Raw genomic sequence first — 18,977 nt, 5'->3', positions numbered from 1 at the left:
GTCAGCCCAGCCACTCGCGCAGGGTGCGCACGTCGCCGATCGGATCGGGCCCGACGGGGTTGACGTTGAGCATGGTCACGCCGGCCTCCCGGTACGCCTCGACCCGCTCCTTGACGTGCCCGGCCGGCCCGATCAGGGAGCTGAGCTCCAGGAACTCGGCCGGCACCGCGGCGGCGGCCTCGTCCTTGCGGCCGGCGAGGTACAGGTCCTGAATGGTGCGCGCCTCGGCCTCGTAGCCGTACCGGCGCATGAGGTCGTTGTAGAAGTTGCGGTCCCGTGCGCCCATGCCGCCGACGTACAGGGCGATGGTCGGCCGGGCCAGTTCCCGCAGCGGGGCCACGTCGTCGCCGATGGCCAGCAGGCCGCCGGCGACCACATCCAGCGGCGTGGTCAGGGTCCGCTTGGCCTGACCGGCCGCCAATGCCTTGCCCCACACCGAAGAAGCCTTCTCCGGCAGGAACAGGGTGGGCAGCCAGCCGTCGGCGATCTCGGCGGTGAGCTCCACGTTCTTGTCGCCGAGCGACGCCAGGTACACGGGGATCGAGTCCCGCAGGGGCTTGGTGAGGATCTTCAGCGGCTTGCCGAGGCCGGTGCCGCCGGGCAGCGGCAGCGGGTAGAGGCCGTCGTTGGTGATCACCTCGCGGCGCCAGATGCGCCGGCACAGGTCGACGACCTCACGCGTGCGGCCGAGCGGCTTGTCGTAGCGGACGCCGTGCCAGCCCTCGATCACCTGCGGCCCGGACGCGCCGAGGCCGAGCAGCGCCCGGCCGCCGGACACGGCGTCGAGACCGGCGGCGGTCTGGGCGATCAGAGCCGGGGTGCGGGAGTAGATCGGCAGGATCGCGGAGCCGATGAGCAGCCGCTCGGTGCGCGCGGCCAGGTATCCCATGAGGGTCGGCGAGTCGAAGCCGTACGCCTCGGCCACCCACACCGCGTCGAGGCCGGCCCGCTCCAGGGCGACCACCTGCTCCATGAGCTGGATCGCGTCGCCGGCGTACTGAAGGGGCACGCTGAGCCGCATGTCCGACCTCCTCATAGGATCGCACATATAATATATCTTATGGCCAGGCCCCTGTCGTCCCGCCCGCAGCTGTCCGACGAGGTCGCCGCGCATCTCCGCGAGGCGATCATGTCCGGCACGCTGCGACCCGGGCAGTTCGTGCGTCTCGACGCGGTCGCCGCCGACCTGGGCGTGAGCGTCACCCCGGTCCGTGAGGCGCTGCTGGCCCTGCGCGGCGAGGACATGGTGGAGCTGGAGCCCCGCCGCGGCTTCGTGGTCAGCCCGCTGTCGCGCCAGGACGTCAAGGACATGTTCGACCTCCAGGCCGATCTCGCCGCCCGGCTGGTCGGCCGGGCCGCCACGCTGATCGGCGACCAGCAGCTCGACCACGTGCAGCAGATCGCCGACGAGCTGGCCCGGGCCGAGGGGCACCACGAGCTGTCCACCCTGGAGTACGAGTTCCACCGGCTGGTCAACAAGGCCGCCGCCTCCCGGAAACTGGCCCGGTTCCTGGACATGGCCAGCCGCTACACACCGGCCCGGGTCTACACCGGCGACCCGGAGTGGCGGGTGCGGGTGGTCGCCGACCACGCCGCCATCGTCGCCGCGCTAAGGGCACGGGACGCCAACGCCGCCCGCGAGGCCGTGTTCCGGCACGTCAAGGACGGCGAGTGGCGGCTGCTGCGGCACCTCGACGCGGTCGGCATGTGGACGTCACCGACCGGGTGACAGTGCCGAGCCGTCCTCGGCGCCGGCCGCGTTCCACATGCTGGGAGCTGGGACTTTTCCAGCACCACCAAGCGTTGTTCCAGCAGGTGGAAGAGGTACGCGGGGACACCTGTGCGGGTTTCTGCCTGCGCCCGCGGCGGCTCCGGTAATCTTTCTTGAGGTCGAGAGGCGCTGCAACGGGCTCGGGCCCGCCACGCTCGGCCGAGTCACCGTGAACAAGGGCGCCTCCCACAACAGGGAGGCCAGCTGTGGGCGCAGACGCGCTGAAGGAACTGCTCGGACAGCGGATCGTCGTGCTCGACGGCGCCTGGGGCACCATGTTCCAGAACGCGGGACTGGGTCCCGAGGACTACATCGCCGGCCGGTTCGCGGACCACAGCAAGGACGTCACCGGCGACCCGGACCTGCTCAACCTGACCCGCCCGGACGTCGTGCTCGACGTGCACCGCCAGTACCTGGCCGCGGGCGCGGACATCACCACCACCAACACGTTCACCGCGACCAGCATCGGCCAGGCCGACTACGACCTGCAGCACCTGGTCCGCGACATGAACGTCGAGGCCGCCGGCCTGGCCCGGCAGGCCGCCGACGAGTTCGGCGGCCGTTTCGTGGCCGGCTCGATCGGCCCGCTCAACGTCACCCTGTCGCTGTCCCCGCGCGTCGAGGACCCGGCCTACCGCGCGGTCACCTTCAACCAGGTGCGCGACTCGTACGCCGAGCAGATCTCCGCGCTGGCCGAGGGCGGCGTCGACCTGCTGCTCATCGAGACCATCTTCGACACCCTCAACTGCAAGGCCGCCATCGCCGCCGCGCAGGAGGTGGCCCCGCACCTGCCGCTGTGGATCTCGGTGACCATCGTCGACCTGTCCGGCCGCACGCTGTCCGGGCAGACCGTCGAGGCGTTCTGGCGCTCCGTCGAGCACGCCAAGCCGCTGGTCGTGGGCGTGAACTGCTCGCTGGGCGCGACCGAGATGCGCCCGCACATCGTCGACCTGGCCCGGCTGGCCGACACGCACGTGGCCGCCCACCCCAACGCCGGCCTGCCCAACGCCTTCGGCGGCTACGACGAGACGCCGGCCGAGACCAGCGCGCTGGTCGGCGAGTTCGCCGAGTCCGGTCTGCTCAACATCGCCGGCGGCTGCTGCGGCACCACGCCCGCGCACATCGCCGCGATCGCCGAGAAGGTCAAGGGCCTCAAGCCCCGCACGCTGGCGACCGTCGAGCCGGCCACCCGGTTCAGCGGCCTGGAGCCGTTCGCGATCGGCGCCGACACCGGCTTCGTGATGATCGGCGAGCGGACCAACGTCACCGGCTCGGCCAAGTTCCGCCGGCTCATCGAGTCCGACAACCACCAGGCCGCCGTGGACGTGGCCCTGGAGCAGGTGCGCGGCGGCGCCAACCTGTTGGACGTCAACATGGACGCCGACCTGCTGGACAGCGAGCAGGCGATGACCACGTTCCTGAACCTGATCGCCACCGAGCCCGAGGTGGCCAAGATCCCGATCATGATCGACAGCTCGCGGTGGAGCGTGCTGGAGGCCGGCCTGCGCTGCGTGCAGGGCAAGGGCGTGGTCAACTCGATCTCGCTGAAGGAGGGCGAGGAGCCGTTCCTGGCCCAGGCCCGCAGGATCCGCGAGTACGGCGCGGGCGTGGTCGTGATGGCCTTCGACGAGCAGGGCCAGGCCGACACCACCCAGCGCAAGGTCGACATCTGCGGCCGGGCCTACGACCTGCTCACGCAGAAGGTGGGGTTCCCGGCCACCGACATCATCTTCGACCCCAACGTGTTGGCCGTGGCCACCGGCATCAGCGAGCACAACGGCTACGCCAAGGCCTTCATCGACGCGCTGCCGCTGATCAAGCAGCGCTGTCCCGGCGCGCGCACCTCCGGCGGCATCTCGAACCTGTCGTTCTCCTTCCGTGGCAACGACGTCGTGCGTGAGGCCATGCACTCGGCGTTCCTGTACTACGCGGTGACCGCCGGGCTGGACATGGGCATCGTCAACGCCGGCCAGCTGGCCGTGTACCAGGACATCCCGGCCGACCTGCTGGAGCTGGTCGAGGACGTGATCTTCGACCGGCGCGAGGACGCCACCGACCGGCTCGTCACGTTCGCCGAGACGGTCAACGGCAAGGGCACCAAGCGGGTCGTCGACCTGTCCTGGCGCGAGGCCCCGGTGCGGGAGCGCCTGTCGCACGCGCTCGTGCACGGCATCGTGGACTTCATCGAGGACGACACCGAGGAGGCCCGACAGCAGGCCAAGCGGCCGCTGGAGGTCATCGAGGGTCCGCTGATGGACGGCATGAAGATCGTCGGCGACCTGTTCGGCTCCGGCAAGATGTTCCTGCCGCAGGTGGTCAAGAGCGCGCGGGTGATGAAGCGCGCGGTGGCCTACCTGGAGCCGTTCATGGAGGAGGAGAAGGAGCAGCTGCGGCTGGCCGGCGTGGTCGAGGCCTCGCGCGGCAACGGCAAGGTCGTGCTGGCCACGGTCAAGGGCGACGTGCACGACATCGGCAAGAACATCGTCGGCGTGGTGCTGGGCTGCAACAGCTACGACGTGATCGACCTCGGCGTGATGGTGCCGGCCGCGAAGATCCTGGACACCGCCGTGGCCGAGGGCGCGGACGCGATCGGGCTGTCCGGCCTGATCACGCCGTCGCTGGACGAGATGGTGTCGGTGGCCGCGGAGATGCAGCGGCGCGGGCTCAAGCTGCCGCTGCTGATCGGCGGCGCGACCACCTCCCGCCAGCACACCGCCGTCCGCATCGCGCCGGCCTACGAGTCGACGACCGTGCACGTGCTGGACGCGTCCCGGGTCGTCGGCGTCGTCTCCGACCTGATGGACCCGGAGCGGGCCGAAGTGTTGGCGGAGAACAACTCCGTCGAGCAGGAGCGGCTGCGCGTGCAGCACGCCAACCGTCAGCAGCAGCCGCTGCTCACGCTGGAGCAGGCCAAGGCCAACCGCGAGGTCGTGTCCTTCGACGACCTGCCGACGCCGCCGTTCACCGGCACCCGGCGGGTCAGCCCGGACCTGACCACGCTGCGGGAGATGGTCGACTGGACGTTCCTGTTCCTGGCCTGGGAGGTCAAGGGCAAGTACCCGGCGATCCTGGAGAACCCGGTGGCGCGGGAGCTGTTCGACGACGCCAACACGCTGCTGGACCAGATCATCGCCGACGGCTCGCTGCGGGCCGAGGGCGTGTACGGCTTCTGGCCGGCGCACTCCGACGGCGACGACATCCTCCTCGACGGCGCGCCCGACTTCCCGATGCTGCGCCAGCAGACCAAGAAGCCCGACGGCCGCCCCAACCGCTCGCTGGCCGACTACATCGCGCCGGCCGGCGACCACCTCGGCGGCTTCGCGGTGACGATCCTCGGCGCCGAGGAGCTCGCCGCCAAGTACGAGGCCGCCAACGACGACTACCGGGCCATCATGGTCAAGGCCCTGGCCGACCGTCTGGCCGAGGCCTTCGCCGAGTACATCCACCTCCAGGCCCGGCGCGACTGGTTCGAGCCGGACGCCCAGCCCGAGCTGGCCGACCTGCACGCCGAGCGGTTCCGTGGCATCCGGCCGGCGCTGGGCTACCCGGCCAGCCCCGACCACAGCGAGAAGGCCGGCCTGTTCGACATGCTCGGCGCAGGCGAGTTCGGCATGGCGCTGACCGAGTCCTACGCCATGACCCCGGCCGCCAGCGTCAGCGGCATCATCTTCGCCCACCCCGAGGCCAAGTACTTCACCGTCGGCCGCCTCGGCCGGGACCAGATCGAGGACTACGCCCGCCGCCGCGACATGCCGGTCGCCGAGGTCGAGCGCTGGCTCCGCCCCAACCTCGCCTACGACCCCGCCTGATCCCCCCGCTACGTGAGTGGCTCACTTCGCATTGGGGGCCACCTGAGTGGCTCACTTCGCATTGAGGGCCACCCGAGTGGCTCACTTCGCATTGAGGGCCACCCGAGTGGCTCACTTCGCATTGAGGGCCACCTGAGTGGCTCACTTCGCATTGGGGGCTACCTGAGTGGCTCAGGTGGGCCCAGAGCGAAAATGAGCCACTCACGTAGCGAAAAATCTCAGGGGTTCTCGGCGTCGAGCTGGGCGAGCTGCTCCTCGACGGCGGAGAGCTCCGGGGACTCGAGGGCCGTGAGGATGGGCAGGGCCCGGCGGTACGACTCGCGGGCGTCGTCGACGAGGCCGGCCCGCCACTCGGCCAAGGCCTTGCCGCGCAGGGCGTTGGCGATGCCGAAGCGGTCGTTGATGGCCTGCCGGGCCTGCACGGCCTGGTCGTAGTAGTCGATGGCCGAGGTGTAGTCGCCGGCAGCGAGGTGGATCTCGCCGAGCAGGTTCAGGCCCGAGCCGATGCCGTGCTTGTAGTCGACGTCGTGCCAGGCGGCGAGGGTCATCCGCCCGTACTCCAACGCCTTCTCGTGGTCCCCCATGGCGTTGTAGGCCGAGGCGGTGCCCTGAAGGGCCCACGCCCGGCCCCAGATGTTGCCGCTCTCCTCGTACGCCTCGGCGGCGGTGCGCAGGGCGGCCATCGCCTCGGGGAACCGGCCCATGGCGACGTAGGTGTGGCCGAGGGAGTTGTAGGTGATGCCCACCAACCACTTCTCGTCGGTCTGCGGGAACAGCTCGATGGCCCGCAGGTAGTGGTCGACGGCCACGTCGTAGCGCTTGAGGTCGTTGGCGACGATGCCGAGGGAGGAGTGGGCGGAGGCCTCGCCGTTGACGTTGCCGTCGAGGACGGCGTGCTCCAGCGAGATGTGGAGCATCTCGTTCCACAGCTCCCAGCGCTTGTTGTAGACGTACCAGAAGCTGGACATGGTCTGCGGCAGCCGCCACGCGACGGCGTGCTCGCCGATCTCCACGGCCCGCCGGATGGCCTCGACGAGGTTGGTCTCCTCGGCCATGAACCACGTCTTGGCCTCGTCGGCATCGGCCTGCGCGGGAAAGCTCCAGTGCGGCGGCGGGTCGATGATGTTGTGCACGGGCTTGAACGTCAGCATGACGCGGTCGGCCTGGTTGGCGGCGTGCATGTACCACCGCACGGCCCGGCGCGCGGCGGCGTCGCGCTCGGCCTCGGACTCGTCGCTGGTGGCCCGCTCCAGCGCGTAGACCCGCAGCAGGTCGTGGAACTGGTAGCGGCCGTCGGCCCGCAGCTCCAGCAGGTGCGCTCGGACCAGCTCGTCCAGCTGGGCCCGCGCCGCGTCCTCGGTCACGTCGGCGAGCGCGCCGGCAGCGTGCCGGCTGACGTCGGGCCCGGCGTGCAGGCCGAGCAGCCCGAACATGCGCTTGGCGGCCGGGGTCAGGGCGTCGAACGACCAGGAGAACACGGCCCGCACGCTGGAGGCGGCGTCGTCGCCGGTGTCCAGGGCGTCGAGCCGGAAGTGGGCGTCCCGCAGCTCGTCGACGAACTGCGCGAGCGGCAGGTTCGGGCTGCACCAGGCCCGCGCGCCGACGATGCTCAGCGCCAGCGGCAGCCCCGCGCACAGGGCCAGCAGCTCGTCGAAAGCCTCTCGCTCGTCGGAGACCCGCTCCGGGCTGAGGTAGCTGGACAGCAGCGCCGACGAGTCGACCTCGTCGAACAGGCCGAGCGTGACCTGTCGGCCGTCACCGGTGGCGACCAGCCCGTCCAGCCGGTTTCGGCTGGTCACCAGCACCACGCAGCTCTGGTTGGCCGGCAGCAGCGGCGTGACCTGGTCGGTCGACACGGCGTTGTCCAGCACCATCAGCATGCGGCGGCCGGCGACCACGGCCCGCAGCATCGCGCTGCGCTCCTGGGTGCCCTGCGGAATCTTCTCCGACGGCACGCGGAAAGCCGACAGCAACGTGTACAGGGCGTCATGGGGCTGGACCGGTTTGTCCGTAACGTCGAATCCGCGAAGATTCAAATAGACCTGCCCGTCGGGAAACAGGTCGCGGACCCTGTGCGACCAATGCACGGCCAGCGAGGTCTTGCCGATTCCGGCGGTGCCCTCGATGGTCGTGATGACGACCGTGCTACCGCCGCCGACGGCCCCGGCCACCGGCAGCAGGGCGTCCAGCCGCCGCAGCTCGTCGCCCCGGCCGGTGAAACGCCGGGTGTCGTGCGGCAGCTGCGACGGCACGACCCGCGGCAGCACGTCCTCGACGGGCTTGCCGGCGTCGATCAGCGTCTCGTACGCGCGGCGCAGCGCCGGCCCGGGCTGCACGCCCAGCCGGTCGTCCAGCAGCCGGGCGCCGTCCTGGTAGATCGACTTGGCCTCGCTGACCCGGCCCTGCTGGTGCAGGGCGGTGATCAGCAGCGTCCGCGTCGACTCGCGCAGCGGGTGGTCGACCAGCACGTCCTTGAGCGCGGCGACGACCTGGGCCGGCCGGCGCAGGGTCAGCAGCAGTTCGGCCCGCTCCTCCAGGACGTCCAGGCGCAGCTCGGCCAGCCGCTGACGTTCGATGTCCGCGAACGGGCCGCCGATGCCGCCCAGCGGGGTGCCGGCCCACAGGGCCAGGGCCTGCTCGAACTCGGCCAGCGCCGCCTCGGCGTCGCCGTCGGCCACCAGCCGCCGCGCGGTCTGCCGGTACCGGGTGAAGCGCTCCGCGTCGACGCCTTCCGGCCCGAGCCGCAGGCTGTAGCCGGAACCGGCGCTGACCAGCACCTGGAACGACTTGCGGGCCGGCTCCAGGGCGCGGCGCAGGCCGGCGACGTAGGTGTGCACGCTGCCGACGGCGCTGGCCGGCGGCTCGGTGCCCCAGATGGCGTCGATCAGCTCCGAGCGGGAGATCACCTGGTTGGCGTTGGTGGCCAGCACCGCGAGCAGCGCCTGCTGGCGCGGCGGGCCGACCGCCACCTCGGCGTCGTCCAGCCACGCGCGGACCGGTCCGAGCAGGCCGATGCGCAGGCGCCCCAGATCGGGTCGGGCGGTCTCCTCGGTGATCGTCAACGCCAAAACTCCGTGCGTGAGAGCGGTACCGGCGATCCTCACGCTATACCCGAACGGGTGAGTGAACAGCATTAACCACTCGCGGGCGGTCATCGTGTTGTCACCGTCGGTCGGCGGTCATCCGCCGTTCACCTTTTCCCATTCGAGGCCGTAATTCCGGTCTATTCATTTCACATATACGAACTTCAGTCGGCACTGACGTCATCGTGGAACAAGAAGACGGGCCCGTCCTGTTCACCGATGTGAACTCGGAAATGGCCCATTGACGTGCGCAGACGCTCCTTCTAGCTTTCCTTGTTCGGATTCCTGCTTGAGGAGGCAGCTCGATGATCCGTGGCGTGACAGCCGTGTTGTTCGCGGCCATGCTGACCGCCTTCGCCGCCCCGGCGGCACTGGCGAACGAGGCACACCACGACTCCTGGCACGTGGTCGACAAGACCACCGTGGCCGCGGCCGTCGGCGGCGAAGGCGTCGCGACGGTCAGACTGCCGGGGCAGCCCGTGCAGGTGTACTACACCGCCGGCAACACCATCCCGGCCAACCTGAAGGCCGAGGGCTGGGGCCACATCGGCGACTCCGACTCGCTGCACGGCTACGTCTTCGACCCCTACCAGCAGACCACCGCCACCATCACGCAGAAGATGATGCTGGTGACCACGCCGACCGGCGAGAAGTACGAGTACGCGCACACGCTGGGCGGGGACGAGGTGGTGGCCAACTCCAACGCGTACACCACCGTCACGCCGGACGGGCAGTGGCTGGTGTCCAGCGAGCTGGCCCAGATCGACCGGCTGCTGGTGTGGCCGGCGCCGGTGCTGAACAAGGCGCTGCCGGCCGGCGGCGGCACCCTGCCGCTGGCGGCCAAGGTGCTGCTGGACAAGCCGGTCCGCAATCTCCAGGGCTGTGACTTCGTCACCTCGACCCGGCTGATCTGCGCGTCCGACGACTCCAACAACGACCTCTACCCCACCAGCAAGCCGCTGCTGCAGATCGATCTCCAGCACGAACTGCGGGGCAAGGACGTCAAGGCGCACGTCACCTCGCTGGGGCAGCTGCCGCTGGCCAGCACCTGCGTCGGCGCGTACACCGCCGAGGGCGTCGACTACGACGCCGCCACCGGCAACCTGCGGGTCGAGGTGCTGCCGCCGGCGCCGTGCAACACCGACATCACCGTGTACACCTATCGCCGCTGAATCGCCTGCACCGTGACCGCTGCCCCGGGCTCGACCGCCTCGAAATGGTCGGCCCCGGGTAGCACGACCAGCTCGGCGCCGCTTTTCGCCTGGTACCGCTGGGAAAGCTCCAGCGGCACGTGAGTGTCGGCGTCGCCGTGGATCAGGGTCACGGGCACGGGCGGCGGCATTCGGTTCATCGGGTCCGCCTCTGCCAGATGACCGATGTCGCCGCCCAGCAGTTCAGTCACGGCGTTGTTGCTCAACCCCAGCTCGTGCGCCCGGGCCAGGTCGCACAGGCCTCCGACGGCCACCACCCTGGTCACGCCCGGACGGTCGGCCGCCAGCAGCGCGAGGTGCCCGCCGGCCGAGTGGCCGACGAGCACGATCCGCTTGCCGGGGAACAGTTCCACGACCTTGTCCACGCCGGCGGCGACGTCCTGGAGGATCACCGGCCACTCGCCGCCGTTGCCGATCCGCCGGTACTCCAGCGAGGCCACCGCGATGCCTTGGGCCAGGAGGTATTCGGCGAACGGCGCCATGTACGAGCGGTCATAGGCCACCCGCCAGTAGCCGCCGTGCACTAGCACCGCGACCGTGTCGGCGTCGCTGTTGTCCCAGGCGTCGACGAGGTTGTCGGCGTGATCGCCGTAGCTGACGGTTCTCATGCGAGGATCTCACCGAGGATCTCCGCCGCCCGCAAGGCATCGACGAAGCGGGTGTACAGCGGCGTGAAGCCGAAGCGGAGCAGGTCCGGCGGGCGGTGGTCGCCCACCACTCCCCGGGCGATCAGCTCCCCCATGACCCGCTCGGCGTCCACACAGGACAGCGAGACCTGGCTGCCGCGGATCTCCGGCGTGACGCTGCGCGCCGCCGGGGCCAGCTCGGCCACGCAGTCCTCGAAGAACCCGGTCAGGGCCAGGCTCTTCTGCCGCAGCTGGTGCAGGTCGACGCCGTCCCAGACGTCCAGCGCGGCGTCGAGGGTCAGCAGGGACACGATCTCGGGCGTGCCGGCCCGGGCCTTGGCGATGCCTTCCGCCGCGACGTATTCCGAGTCCATGGCGAACGGTTCACGGTGCGAGCACCAGCCGCCGAGCGGTTGATCGAGCTGGGGCAACAGATCCGGCCGGACGGCGAAGAAGGCCGGCGCGCCGGGACCGCCGTTGAGGTACTTGTACGTGCAGCCGACGGCGAAGTCCACTTTGCTTGTCTTCAGGTCGACCGGCAGGGCGCCGGCGCTGTGCGACAGGTCCCAGATCACGCGAGCGCCGGCGTTGTGCACGGCGGCAGTGAGGGAATCCATGTCGTGCAAGCGGCCCGAGCGGTAGTCCACGTGGTTGAGCAGCACCACGGCCGTGTTGTCGCCCAGCGCCGTGGGCACTTCGGCCGGGTGGACGGCGCGGACCGTGGCGCCGGCCAGCCGGGCGGCCGAGGCCGCGATGTAGCCGTCGGTGGGGAAAGTCGTTGCGTCGACCAGGATCTCGGTGCGGCCGGGCGTCATGCGCAGGGCGGAGATCACTGCGCGGAACACGTTGACGCTGGTCGAATCGCCAACCACGACATGGCCCGGCGCCGCGCCGACCAGCGGGGCGATGCGGTCGCCGATGCGTTCCGGAGCCTCCCACCAGCCGCCTTCGGTCCATGATCGGATGCGCATCCGGCCCCACTGCTGGGTCAGCACGTCCGCGACCTTGGCCGGCACGTGCCGGGGCAGCGCGCCCAGCGAGTTGCCGTCGAGGTAGATCACGCCGTCGTCGAGGTCGAACAGGTCCCGCCGGCCGGCCAACGGGTCGTCGGCGTCCAGTTTCGCCGCCCGCTCCGTGAGGTCAGACATGGCTGCGCGCCGTCCAGAGCTCGGGGAACACGACCTTGTTGGCCCGCTTCTCCAGCCAGGCCACGCCGGCCGAGCCGCCGGTGCCCGGCTTGGCCCCCATCGCGCGGCGGGTCGCCAGCAGGTGATCGGTGCGCCAGCGGCCCACGAGCTCGGCCACGTCCGTCAGTGCCTCTCCCAGTGTCACGAGATCATCATGGCGCGGATCCTGGTAGATCTCAGCCCACGCCGCCTCGACGCCCGGGTGCTCCTGGTATTTCTGCGAGACGTCCCGGTCCAGAACCTCCTGCGGGATGGCGAATCCCCGGCGGTGCAGGTAGCTCAGCACCTCGTCGTACAGGCTGGGCTCGTGCAGCGCCTTCTCCAGCTCGCGGTGCACCTGCGGCACCGCCTTGTGCGGCTGGAGCAGGCTGGCGCTCTTGTCGCCCAACACGAACTCCAGCTGGCGGAACATCGCCGACTGGAAGCCCGAGCCCTCGCCCAGGGCCGAGCGGTAGGAGTTGAACTGGCCCGGCGTCAGCGAGGCGATCGGCTGCCAGGAGGCGTTGAGCGCCTTCAGCTGCGGCTGGCTGCGCCGCAGCGCCGCCAGCGCATCGCCCAGCCGGTCCTGGCGCAGCGCGTCACGGGCCGTGCGCCACTCGTGCACGAGCAGCGTGAACCACAGCTCCATGACCTGGGTGGTGATCAGGAACGCCATCTCGGCCGGGTCGTCCGACCAGGGCTGCTGCAGGGACGTGAGCGTCGAGGCGTGCACGTACCGGTCGTACGGGCTCGGCTCGGCGAACTCCAGCTTCGGCTCGGTCTTCACGCCTCCATCGTCGCTCGATCGGGTGACCCGTGGAATGGGCGTCGCTTCGTGTTGACGCCTGTTTCATTGCCGATCATAAAGTCGTGAGCGTTTGCGGTTTACACTCGTGAGATGGAGCTGGACAACCTCGACTGGGGCCTGCTCAACGAGCTCCAGGCCGACGCCCGGACCTCGTTCAACGAGCTGGCCCGGCGGCTCGGCGCCTCCTCCCCCACCATCGCCCAGCGGGTGCGGCGGCTGGAGGAGGCCGGCGTGATCACCGGCTACCGCGCCACCGTCGACGTCTCCGCCGTCGGCCTCGGCGTGCAGGCCCTGGTCTCCATGCGCTGCTACGGGCCGCGGTGCATCACCCTGCAACCTGAGCGCGTCGCCGACTTCGCCGAGATCCTCTCCATCGTGCGCCTCACCGGCGACGTCTGCTCCGTCGTGCACATCGCCGCCACCGACGTGCGGCAGCTGACCGCCGTGCTGGAGCGGCTGTGGGGCTACGGCGAGACCTCCAGCGCCATGATCCTGTCGTGGCCGGTGCCGTCGCGGCCGGTGACCCGGGCGGCGTTGGGTTCCTAGCTCAGGTGCCGCAGCCTGGGCCACAGCTGGGCCCACGTGCCGCGGGGTTGCTCGCAACGGAAGATGGTGGCGTGGTTGAGGGTCTCCTCGTTCTGCGCGCCGTCGGGCAGCGTGATCTCGGCGATCGGCCGCACCACCCGCCAGCCCAGCTGGAGCTGAGCGGCCTTGAACTCACCGACGCACAGCACCGTCGGCGAGGTTCCCGGCGGCGACCCCCAGTCGGCGTAGGAGTTGTGTCCACTGTAGACGTTGTCGAGGCCGCCCAGAATGGTCAGAGCGCCGGCCTCGCCGTAGTTGCTGGTGAGGATGGGCGTGCCCGGCGGCATGGTGGCCTCGGCCCGCTTGACCTGGTCCACGAACTCCGGCCAGCCGTAGGTCGCGAGCGGCTCGGGGTCGATGGCGTTCAGGTGGGTCTGCACCGACGGCGGCAGCATCGGCAGCGTCAGGAACACCGCCACCACACCGGAAAGCACGATGAACGGCACCCAGGCCTTCGACCGGAGCCTGATCGCCCCGGCCGCGAACAGCGCCGCCAGCACCGGCGCCGTGTAGTAGGACTTGCCGCCCGCCAGCGTGAACACGACCGCCACGACCACCACGAGGATCAGCAGCCAGCGGAAGTCCACTGTGGCCAGTCGGCGCGCGCCGAGCACCCAGATCGCCACCAGCGGCGGGCCGGCCTGGAGGATCGCCAGCAGCACCAACTGGATCAGGGAGCCCAGCGTGCCGCCCGTCCGGTCCGACAGCACGGCGGCCATGCCGAACTGCGGCCAGCCGTGGGCGAACTGCCAGATGATGTTCGGCAACGCGATCAGCAACGCCACTCCCGCCGCCAACCACGGTCCCCACGTGCGGAGCACGTCCCGGCGACACACCAGCAGCCCGACGCCGAGGCCGGCCAACAGCACCGCCACCGTGTCCTTGTTCTCCAGGCCGATGCCCGCGATCACGCCCGGCCACAGCCAACTCCGCACCGTGCCGATCCGCAGCGCCCTGGCCGTCGTCAGGAAGACGCCAATCCACACCACCTGGTCCAGCACCGTCGGGCCGAACAGCAGCGAGGCCCCCACGAATATCGGACTCGCCGCGATGCACGCCGCCGCCAGCGTCTGGGCCTTCCGGTCCCCGCCCAGCTCCTGCGCCAGCATCGCCGTCTACACGATGCACCCCACCTGCGCCACGATCGCCAGCACCCGCAGCACCGGCAGGTTCCCGGCCAGCGCCGCCAACAGCGGCGCCAGCGGCGGCTGGTCGACGTAGCCGAAGGCCGGATGCTGCCCCGCCGTCACGAAGTAGAACTCGTCCCGATGCCAGCCGTACCGCAAGGCCACCGCCAGGTGCACGACGGCGGCCACCGCCGCGACGATCAGCACCGGACGCCACGCCACTCTGCCCATGGCCGCCGATCCTCCCCCGCTCCGGCAGAATCGACCACGGCTTTGCGAAAGGAGTCCCGTGTCCTGCCCCTTCGACGTCGACGGCTACCGGCCGGAGTGGATCCGCCAGCGCAGCACGAGCCGCCCCGAAACGCCACATGCGCTTCCCATTTGCGTCCAGGTGACACAGGGGAAGCGCATGTGGCGTGACCGGTGTGCTCGAAAGCGTGTTTCGGTGTGCCGGAGAGCGGGACTCGCGGGGGTTCAGCTGGTGGTGGCTAGGGAGCGGAGGAAGAAGGCGACGTTGGCGGGGCGCTCGGCGAGGCGGCGCATGAAGTAGCCGTACCACTGGTCGCCGTAGGGGACGTAGACGCGCAGGGTCTTGCCGGCGGCGGCGATCTCGCGCTGGGCGTCGGGGCGGACGCCGTAGAGCATCTGGTGCTCGTAGGTGTCGGGGGTGCGGCCGGCGGCCTCGGCGACGTCGGCGGCGATGGCGACCAGACGGGGGTCGTGCGAGGCGATCATCGGGTAGCCGGAGCCGGCCATGAGGATCTTGAGGCAGCGCACGTAGGACAGGTCGACGTCGGCCTTGTCCTGGTAGGCAACGGTTTCCGGCTCCTTGTAGGCGCCCTTGCACAGGCGGACGCGGGAGCCGGCGCCGGAGAGGTCGCGGCAGTCCTGCTCGGTGCGGCGCAGGTAGGCCTGGAGCACGGCGCCGGTGGACGGGAAGTCGACCCGGAGGTCGCCGAGGATGCCGAGGGTGGAGTCCGTGGTGGTGTGGTCCTCCATGTCGAGGGTCACCGTGGTGCCGACGGCCGCGGCGGCCTCGCAGATGAGCCGGGCGTTGTCCAGGGCGATCTTCTCGCCGTCCTTGGGCAGCGACTGGCCGACGGCCGACAGCTTGACGGAGACCTCGGCCCCGCCGGACAGGCCGGCGGAACCCAACTCCGCCAGGAGCCGCTCGTACGCGTGCACGGTGGCGGCGGCCTGGGCGGAGTCGGTGGTGTCCTCGCCGAGGTGGTCGAGCGTGACCTTGCGGCCGTCGGCGATGAGCGACGAGGTCACGTCGACGGCCTCACGGAGCGAGGAGCCGGCCACGAACCTGCGCACCACCGGCTTGGCCAGTGGGGTGCGCTCGACGGTCCGGCGGGCCAGCGGCGAGCGGGCGGCGGCCAGCAACGCGGTGCGCAGCATGGGACTCCTCCTCCTCGTGAAAAGATCAGCCCTGGTGGGGGTGGCGGACGGTGGTCGGGGCGACGAAGGTCTCCTTGATCGACCGCGGGCTGACCCAGCGCAGCAGGTTGTGCACGGAGCCGGCCTTGTCGTTGGTGCCGGACGCCCGGCCGCCGCCGAACGGCTGCTGGCCGACGACGGCGCCGGTGGGCTTGTCGTTGACGTAGAAGTTGCCGGCGGTGAAGCGCAGCGCGTCGGAGGCCTTGAGCACCGCGGAGCGGTCGTCGGCGATGATCGAGCCGGTCAGCGCATACGGCGACGCGGAGTCCACAGTGGACAGCACCGAGTCGAAGTTGTTGTCCTCGTAGACGTGCACGGCCAGCACCGGGCCGAAGAACTCGGTGGTGAACACGTCGTGCGAGGGGTCCTCGCCGACGACAACGGTGGGCCGCACGAAGTAGCCGTCGGAGTCGTTGGCGGTGCCGCCGGCGATGACGTCCAGCTTGCTGTCGGAACGGGCCCGGTCCAGCACGCCGGCCAGCTTGTCGTACGAGCGGCGGTCGATCACCGCGCCCATGAAGTTGCTGAGGTCGGTGACGTCGCCCATGCTCAGCGCCTCGGTCTCGGCGACGAGGTCGTCACGCAGCCGTGCCCACAACGACCGCGGGATGTAGGCGCGGGAGGCGGCGGAGCACTTCTGGCCCTGGTACTCGAAGGCGCCGCGCACGAGCGAGGTCCGCAGCACGTCGAGGTTGGCCGACGGGTGCGCCAGCACGAAGTCCTTGCCGCCGGTCTCGCCGACCAGCCGCGGGTAGCTGCGGTAGTTGGCGATGTTGGCGCCGACGGTGGCCCACAGGTGCTGGAAGGTCCGGGTGGAGCCGGTGAAGTGGATGCCGGCCAGGTCGGGGTCGGCCAGCGCCACCTCGGACACGGCGATGCCGTCGCCGGTCAGCAGGTTGATCACGCCCGGGGGCATGCCGGCCTGCTCCAGCAGCTGCATGGTCAGGTGCGCGGAGAAGGTCTGCGTCGGCGACGGCTTCCACAGCACGACGTTGCCCAGCAGCGCCGGCGCGGTCGGCAGGTTGCCGGCGATGGCCGTGAAGTTGAACGGCGTGATCGCGTAGACGAAGCCCTCCAGCGGGCGGTGGTCGGTGCGGTTCCACACGCCCTTCGAGCTCTCCGGCTGCTTGGCCTGCAACTCGCGGGCGAAGGCCACGTTGAAGCGCCAGAAGTCGGCCAGCTCGCAGGCGGCGTCGATCTCGGCCTGGATGGCGGTCTTGGACTGGCCGAGCATGGTCGCCGCGTTCAGCGTCGAGCGCCACGGGCCGGACAGCAGGTCGGCGGCGCGCAGCAGGATCGCGGCCCGCTCGTCGAACGGCATCGCGCGCCACGCCGGGGCGGCGGCCTTGGCGGCGGCGATGGCGTCGCGGGTGTCGGCCTGGGTGGCGCCGGCGAAGGTGCCCAGCACGTGGCGGTGGTTGTGCGGCCGCACGACGTCGACGCGCTCGCCGCCGCCCATGCGCCGCTGCCCGCCGATGGTCAGCGGCAGCTCGACCTGCTCCTTGGCCAGCTCGACCAGCTTCGCCTCGAGCTCGGTCCGCTCCGGGCTGCCCGGCGCGTACTGCAGCACCGGCTCGTTCACGGGGGTCGGGACCTGCGTCACGGCATCCACTGGCACTCCTTCGGCGACGTCGTCGATGGCAGAAGGCTATGCACCGGCGGCCGGCGCCGTGTTGTACGAACGGCTAAGCTTGTGGGTGTCGGTTTGTGGGGACGGACAAAGGATCACGTCCGCTTTGGAGGATGCCGCCATCGCCGGTTCGAGCATTCAGCAGCTGCTGCTCGCGCTGGGCGAGCCGTTCGTCGAGGTCCTGACCGCCCCCGACGGCCTCGACGCCGAGGTGCGCGACGTCGTCATCCTCGACCCCGACGACGCCCCCGACTCCCGCCCCGGCGACCTGGTGCTGGTGATCGGCGCCCGCGGCAAGTCCGCCGCCGCGCACGTGCGGGCGGCCGGCAAGCGCGGGGCGACGGCCGTCGCCGTCAAGGATGCCGAACCGCTGCGGCAGACCGCCGCCGACGCCGGTGTCGCCTTGCTGGACGTCCGCGGCGAGGTCCGCTGGGAACAGCTGGAATCGTTGGCGCGCAACGTGGTCAGCGCCGCCCGAGGGACGGCGGACGCCGACGCCGGCGAGGTGCTCGGCGACCTGTTCTCGTTGGCCCAGACCATCGCCGCGCTGACCGGCGGCAGCGTCAGCATCGAGGACACGGCCAACCGCGTGCTGGCCTACTCGCGGTCCTCGGACGAGGTCGACGAGCTGCGGCGGCTGTCCATCCTCGGCCGGCAGGGGCCGGAGCCGTACCTGAAGATGCTCCGGGAATGGGGCGTCTACCAGCGGCTTCGTTCCGGCGAGGATGTCGTGCACATCGACGCGCGGCCCGAGCTCGGCATCAAGCGCCGCATCGCCGTCGGCATCCACGCCGGCTCCCAGCCGCTCGGCACCGTCTGGGTGCAGGAGGGCAGCCATCCCCTCACCGAGCACGCCGACCGCGCCCTGCTCGGCGCCGCCCGGATCACCGCCCTGCACCTCGTCCAGCACCGCAACGCCGCCAGCGCCGGGCTTCGCCTGCGTGAGAACCTCCTCGCCGGCGTCCTCGACGGCCGCATCACCGGCGCCTCCGTCGCCACCCAGATCGGCGCCGATCCCCGCAAGCCGGCCGCCGTCATCGCCTTTCTGTTGCGCAGCACCGATCGCACCCGCAGCGAGGTGGAGCTGCACCGGGCCGAGATGATCAGCGTCATCTCGGTGCACGCCGCCTCGTACCGGCGCTCCGCCCTCGTCACGCCCATCGCCGGCCGGGTGTACGTGCTGCTGCCCGAGGTCACCGACGCCGCCACCGTCACCGCCATGACCCGCGACGCCGTCGCCGCCACCCGGCGGCACCTCGGCGCCTCCGTGCAGGCCGGCATCGGCTCCGTCGTCGCCGGGCTGGAGGACGTTCCCGTGTCACGGCAGGAGGCCGACCGGGTCCTCGACGCCATCGCCGGCCGCCCCGAGGTCGAGGTCGCCGCCCTCGCCGACGTGCGGACCCAGGTCCTGCTCAGCGAGACCCTCACCCTGCTCGCCGACAACCCCCGCATCCGTGATCCGCGGCTCGATCCCTTGGCCGGCACCGACATCGGCCGTTCCCTGCTGGCCTACCTCGACGCCTTCGGCGACGTCCGCTCCGCCGCCGCCGGCCTGCACGTCCACCCCAACACCCTGCGCTACCGCGTCCGCCGCGCCTGCGAGCTCAGCGGCCTCGACCTGTCCGACCCCGACCAACGCCTCGTCGCCCAGCTCCAGCTCCGGCTGACCAGGTAGGGCTGCCACCTGCGCTTCTCATGTGGCAGCTGACGCCAAGCGG

The 18,977-nt window shown here is 70.8% G+C and carries 14 protein-coding genes and 1 riboswitch; of the genes, 5 read left to right on the top strand and 9 right to left on the bottom strand.

Going from position 1 to position 18,977, the window contains the following annotated elements; translation table 11 throughout:
* Position 1: 1 nt before the first annotated feature.
* Positions 2–1,021, bottom strand: coding sequence for an LLM class F420-dependent oxidoreductase (locus AB0M73_RS36440; RefSeq protein ID WP_363900876.1), 1,020 nt, complete (start codon positions 1,019–1,021; stop codon positions 2–4).
* Positions 1,022–1,060: 39 nt separating this feature from the next.
* On the opposite strand from AB0M73_RS36440, the gene AB0M73_RS36435 reads away from it, so the two are divergent.
* Both AB0M73_RS36435 and metH read left to right on the top strand, forming a co-directional pair.
* The gene (locus AB0M73_RS36435) at positions 1,061–1,729 is read left to right on the top strand and encodes a GntR family transcriptional regulator (RefSeq protein ID WP_363900869.1); all 669 of its coding nucleotides are present in this window, start codon (positions 1,061–1,063) and stop codon (positions 1,727–1,729) included.
* Between the two features lie 157 nt (positions 1,730–1,886).
* A riboswitch (S-adenosyl-L-homocysteine riboswitch) is annotated at positions 1,887–1,963 on the top strand.
* A 14-nt stretch (positions 1,964–1,977) separates the two neighbouring features.
* Positions 1,978–5,580 carry a methionine synthase gene (gene metH, locus AB0M73_RS36430; protein WP_363900866.1) on the top strand — a complete coding sequence of 1,201 codons (3,603 nt, stop codon included), beginning with the start codon at positions 1,978–1,980 and terminating at the stop codon, positions 5,578–5,580.
* Positions 5,581–5,798: 218 nt separating this feature from the next.
* Here the strand turns inward: metH and AB0M73_RS36425 are convergent, their stop codons facing one another.
* Entirely contained in the window at positions 5,799–8,642 is a 2,844-nt protein-coding gene (locus AB0M73_RS36425) for a BTAD domain-containing putative transcriptional regulator (protein WP_363900863.1), read from the bottom strand.
* A gap of 338 nt (positions 8,643–8,980) precedes the next feature.
* On the opposite strand from AB0M73_RS36425, the gene AB0M73_RS36420 reads away from it, so the two are divergent.
* Entirely contained in the window at positions 8,981–9,835 is an 855-nt protein-coding gene (locus AB0M73_RS36420) for a hypothetical protein (protein ID WP_363900860.1), read from the top strand.
* On the opposite strand, the gene AB0M73_RS36415 is transcribed toward AB0M73_RS36420, so the two are convergent.
* The 3 genes from AB0M73_RS36415 to AB0M73_RS36405 are packed head-to-tail and all read right to left on the bottom strand — an operon-like array spanning position 9,823 to position 12,453.
* A complete protein-coding gene (locus tag AB0M73_RS36415) occupies positions 9,823–10,482 on the bottom strand; it encodes an alpha/beta hydrolase (RefSeq protein ID WP_363900857.1) in 660 nt (219 codons plus the stop codon). The two genes, AB0M73_RS36420 and AB0M73_RS36415, sit on opposite strands and share 13 nt — an antisense overlap.
* Positions 10,479–11,648, bottom strand: coding sequence for a kynureninase (gene kynU, locus AB0M73_RS36410; protein ID WP_363900854.1), 1,170 nt, complete (start codon positions 11,646–11,648; stop codon positions 10,479–10,481). The genes AB0M73_RS36415 and kynU overlap by 4 nt, the downstream gene beginning before the upstream one ends.
* Positions 11,641–12,453: a tryptophan 2,3-dioxygenase family protein gene (locus AB0M73_RS36405; protein ID WP_363900851.1), complete on the bottom strand. Its 813-nt coding sequence runs from the start codon at positions 12,451–12,453 to the stop codon at positions 11,641–11,643. The genes kynU and AB0M73_RS36405 overlap by 8 nt, the downstream gene beginning before the upstream one ends.
* A 111-nt stretch (positions 12,454–12,564) precedes the next feature.
* Between AB0M73_RS36405 and AB0M73_RS36400 the strand changes: the two genes are divergently transcribed.
* On the top strand, positions 12,565–13,020 hold the full coding sequence (locus AB0M73_RS36400) for an Lrp/AsnC family transcriptional regulator (RefSeq protein ID WP_198047055.1): 456 nt from the start codon (positions 12,565–12,567) through the stop codon (positions 13,018–13,020).
* On the opposite strand, the gene AB0M73_RS36395 is transcribed toward AB0M73_RS36400, so the two are convergent.
* The 4 genes from AB0M73_RS36395 to pruA all read right to left on the bottom strand — a co-directional run bounded on the left by AB0M73_RS36395 (position 13,017) and on the right by pruA (position 17,241).
* Positions 13,017–14,168: a glycosyltransferase family 39 protein gene (locus tag AB0M73_RS36395; protein WP_363900847.1), complete on the bottom strand. Its 1,152-nt coding sequence runs from the start codon at positions 14,166–14,168 to the stop codon at positions 13,017–13,019. The two genes, AB0M73_RS36400 and AB0M73_RS36395, sit on opposite strands and share 4 nt — an antisense overlap.
* Before the next feature lie 6 nt (positions 14,169–14,174).
* A complete protein-coding gene (locus AB0M73_RS36390) occupies positions 14,175–14,417 on the bottom strand; it encodes a hypothetical protein (RefSeq protein WP_363900844.1) in 243 nt (80 codons plus the stop codon).
* A gap of 243 nt (positions 14,418–14,660) precedes the next feature.
* On the bottom strand, positions 14,661–15,590 hold the full coding sequence (locus tag AB0M73_RS36385) for a proline dehydrogenase family protein (protein ID WP_363900841.1): 930 nt from the start codon (positions 15,588–15,590) through the stop codon (positions 14,661–14,663).
* A gap of 25 nt (positions 15,591–15,615) precedes the next feature.
* On the bottom strand, positions 15,616–17,241 hold the full coding sequence (gene pruA, locus AB0M73_RS36380; protein ID WP_363900838.1) for an L-glutamate gamma-semialdehyde dehydrogenase: 1,626 nt from the start codon (positions 17,239–17,241) through the stop codon (positions 15,616–15,618).
* Positions 17,242–17,365: 124 nt separating this feature from the next.
* Here pruA and AB0M73_RS36375 point away from each other — a divergent pair, with 124 nt between their 5' ends.
* Positions 17,366–18,934: a helix-turn-helix domain-containing protein gene (locus tag AB0M73_RS36375; RefSeq protein ID WP_363900835.1), complete on the top strand. Its 1,569-nt coding sequence runs from the start codon at positions 17,366–17,368 to the stop codon at positions 18,932–18,934.
* The last annotated feature ends 43 nt before the right edge of the window (positions 18,935–18,977 follow it).

The organism is Kutzneria sp. NPDC051319, assembly GCF_040682195.1.
Lineage (GTDB): Bacteria > Actinomycetota > Actinomycetes > Mycobacteriales > Pseudonocardiaceae > Kutzneria.
The sequence above is the reverse complement of the archived record's forward strand: the minus strand, read 5'-3'. Positions and strand labels throughout refer to the sequence as shown.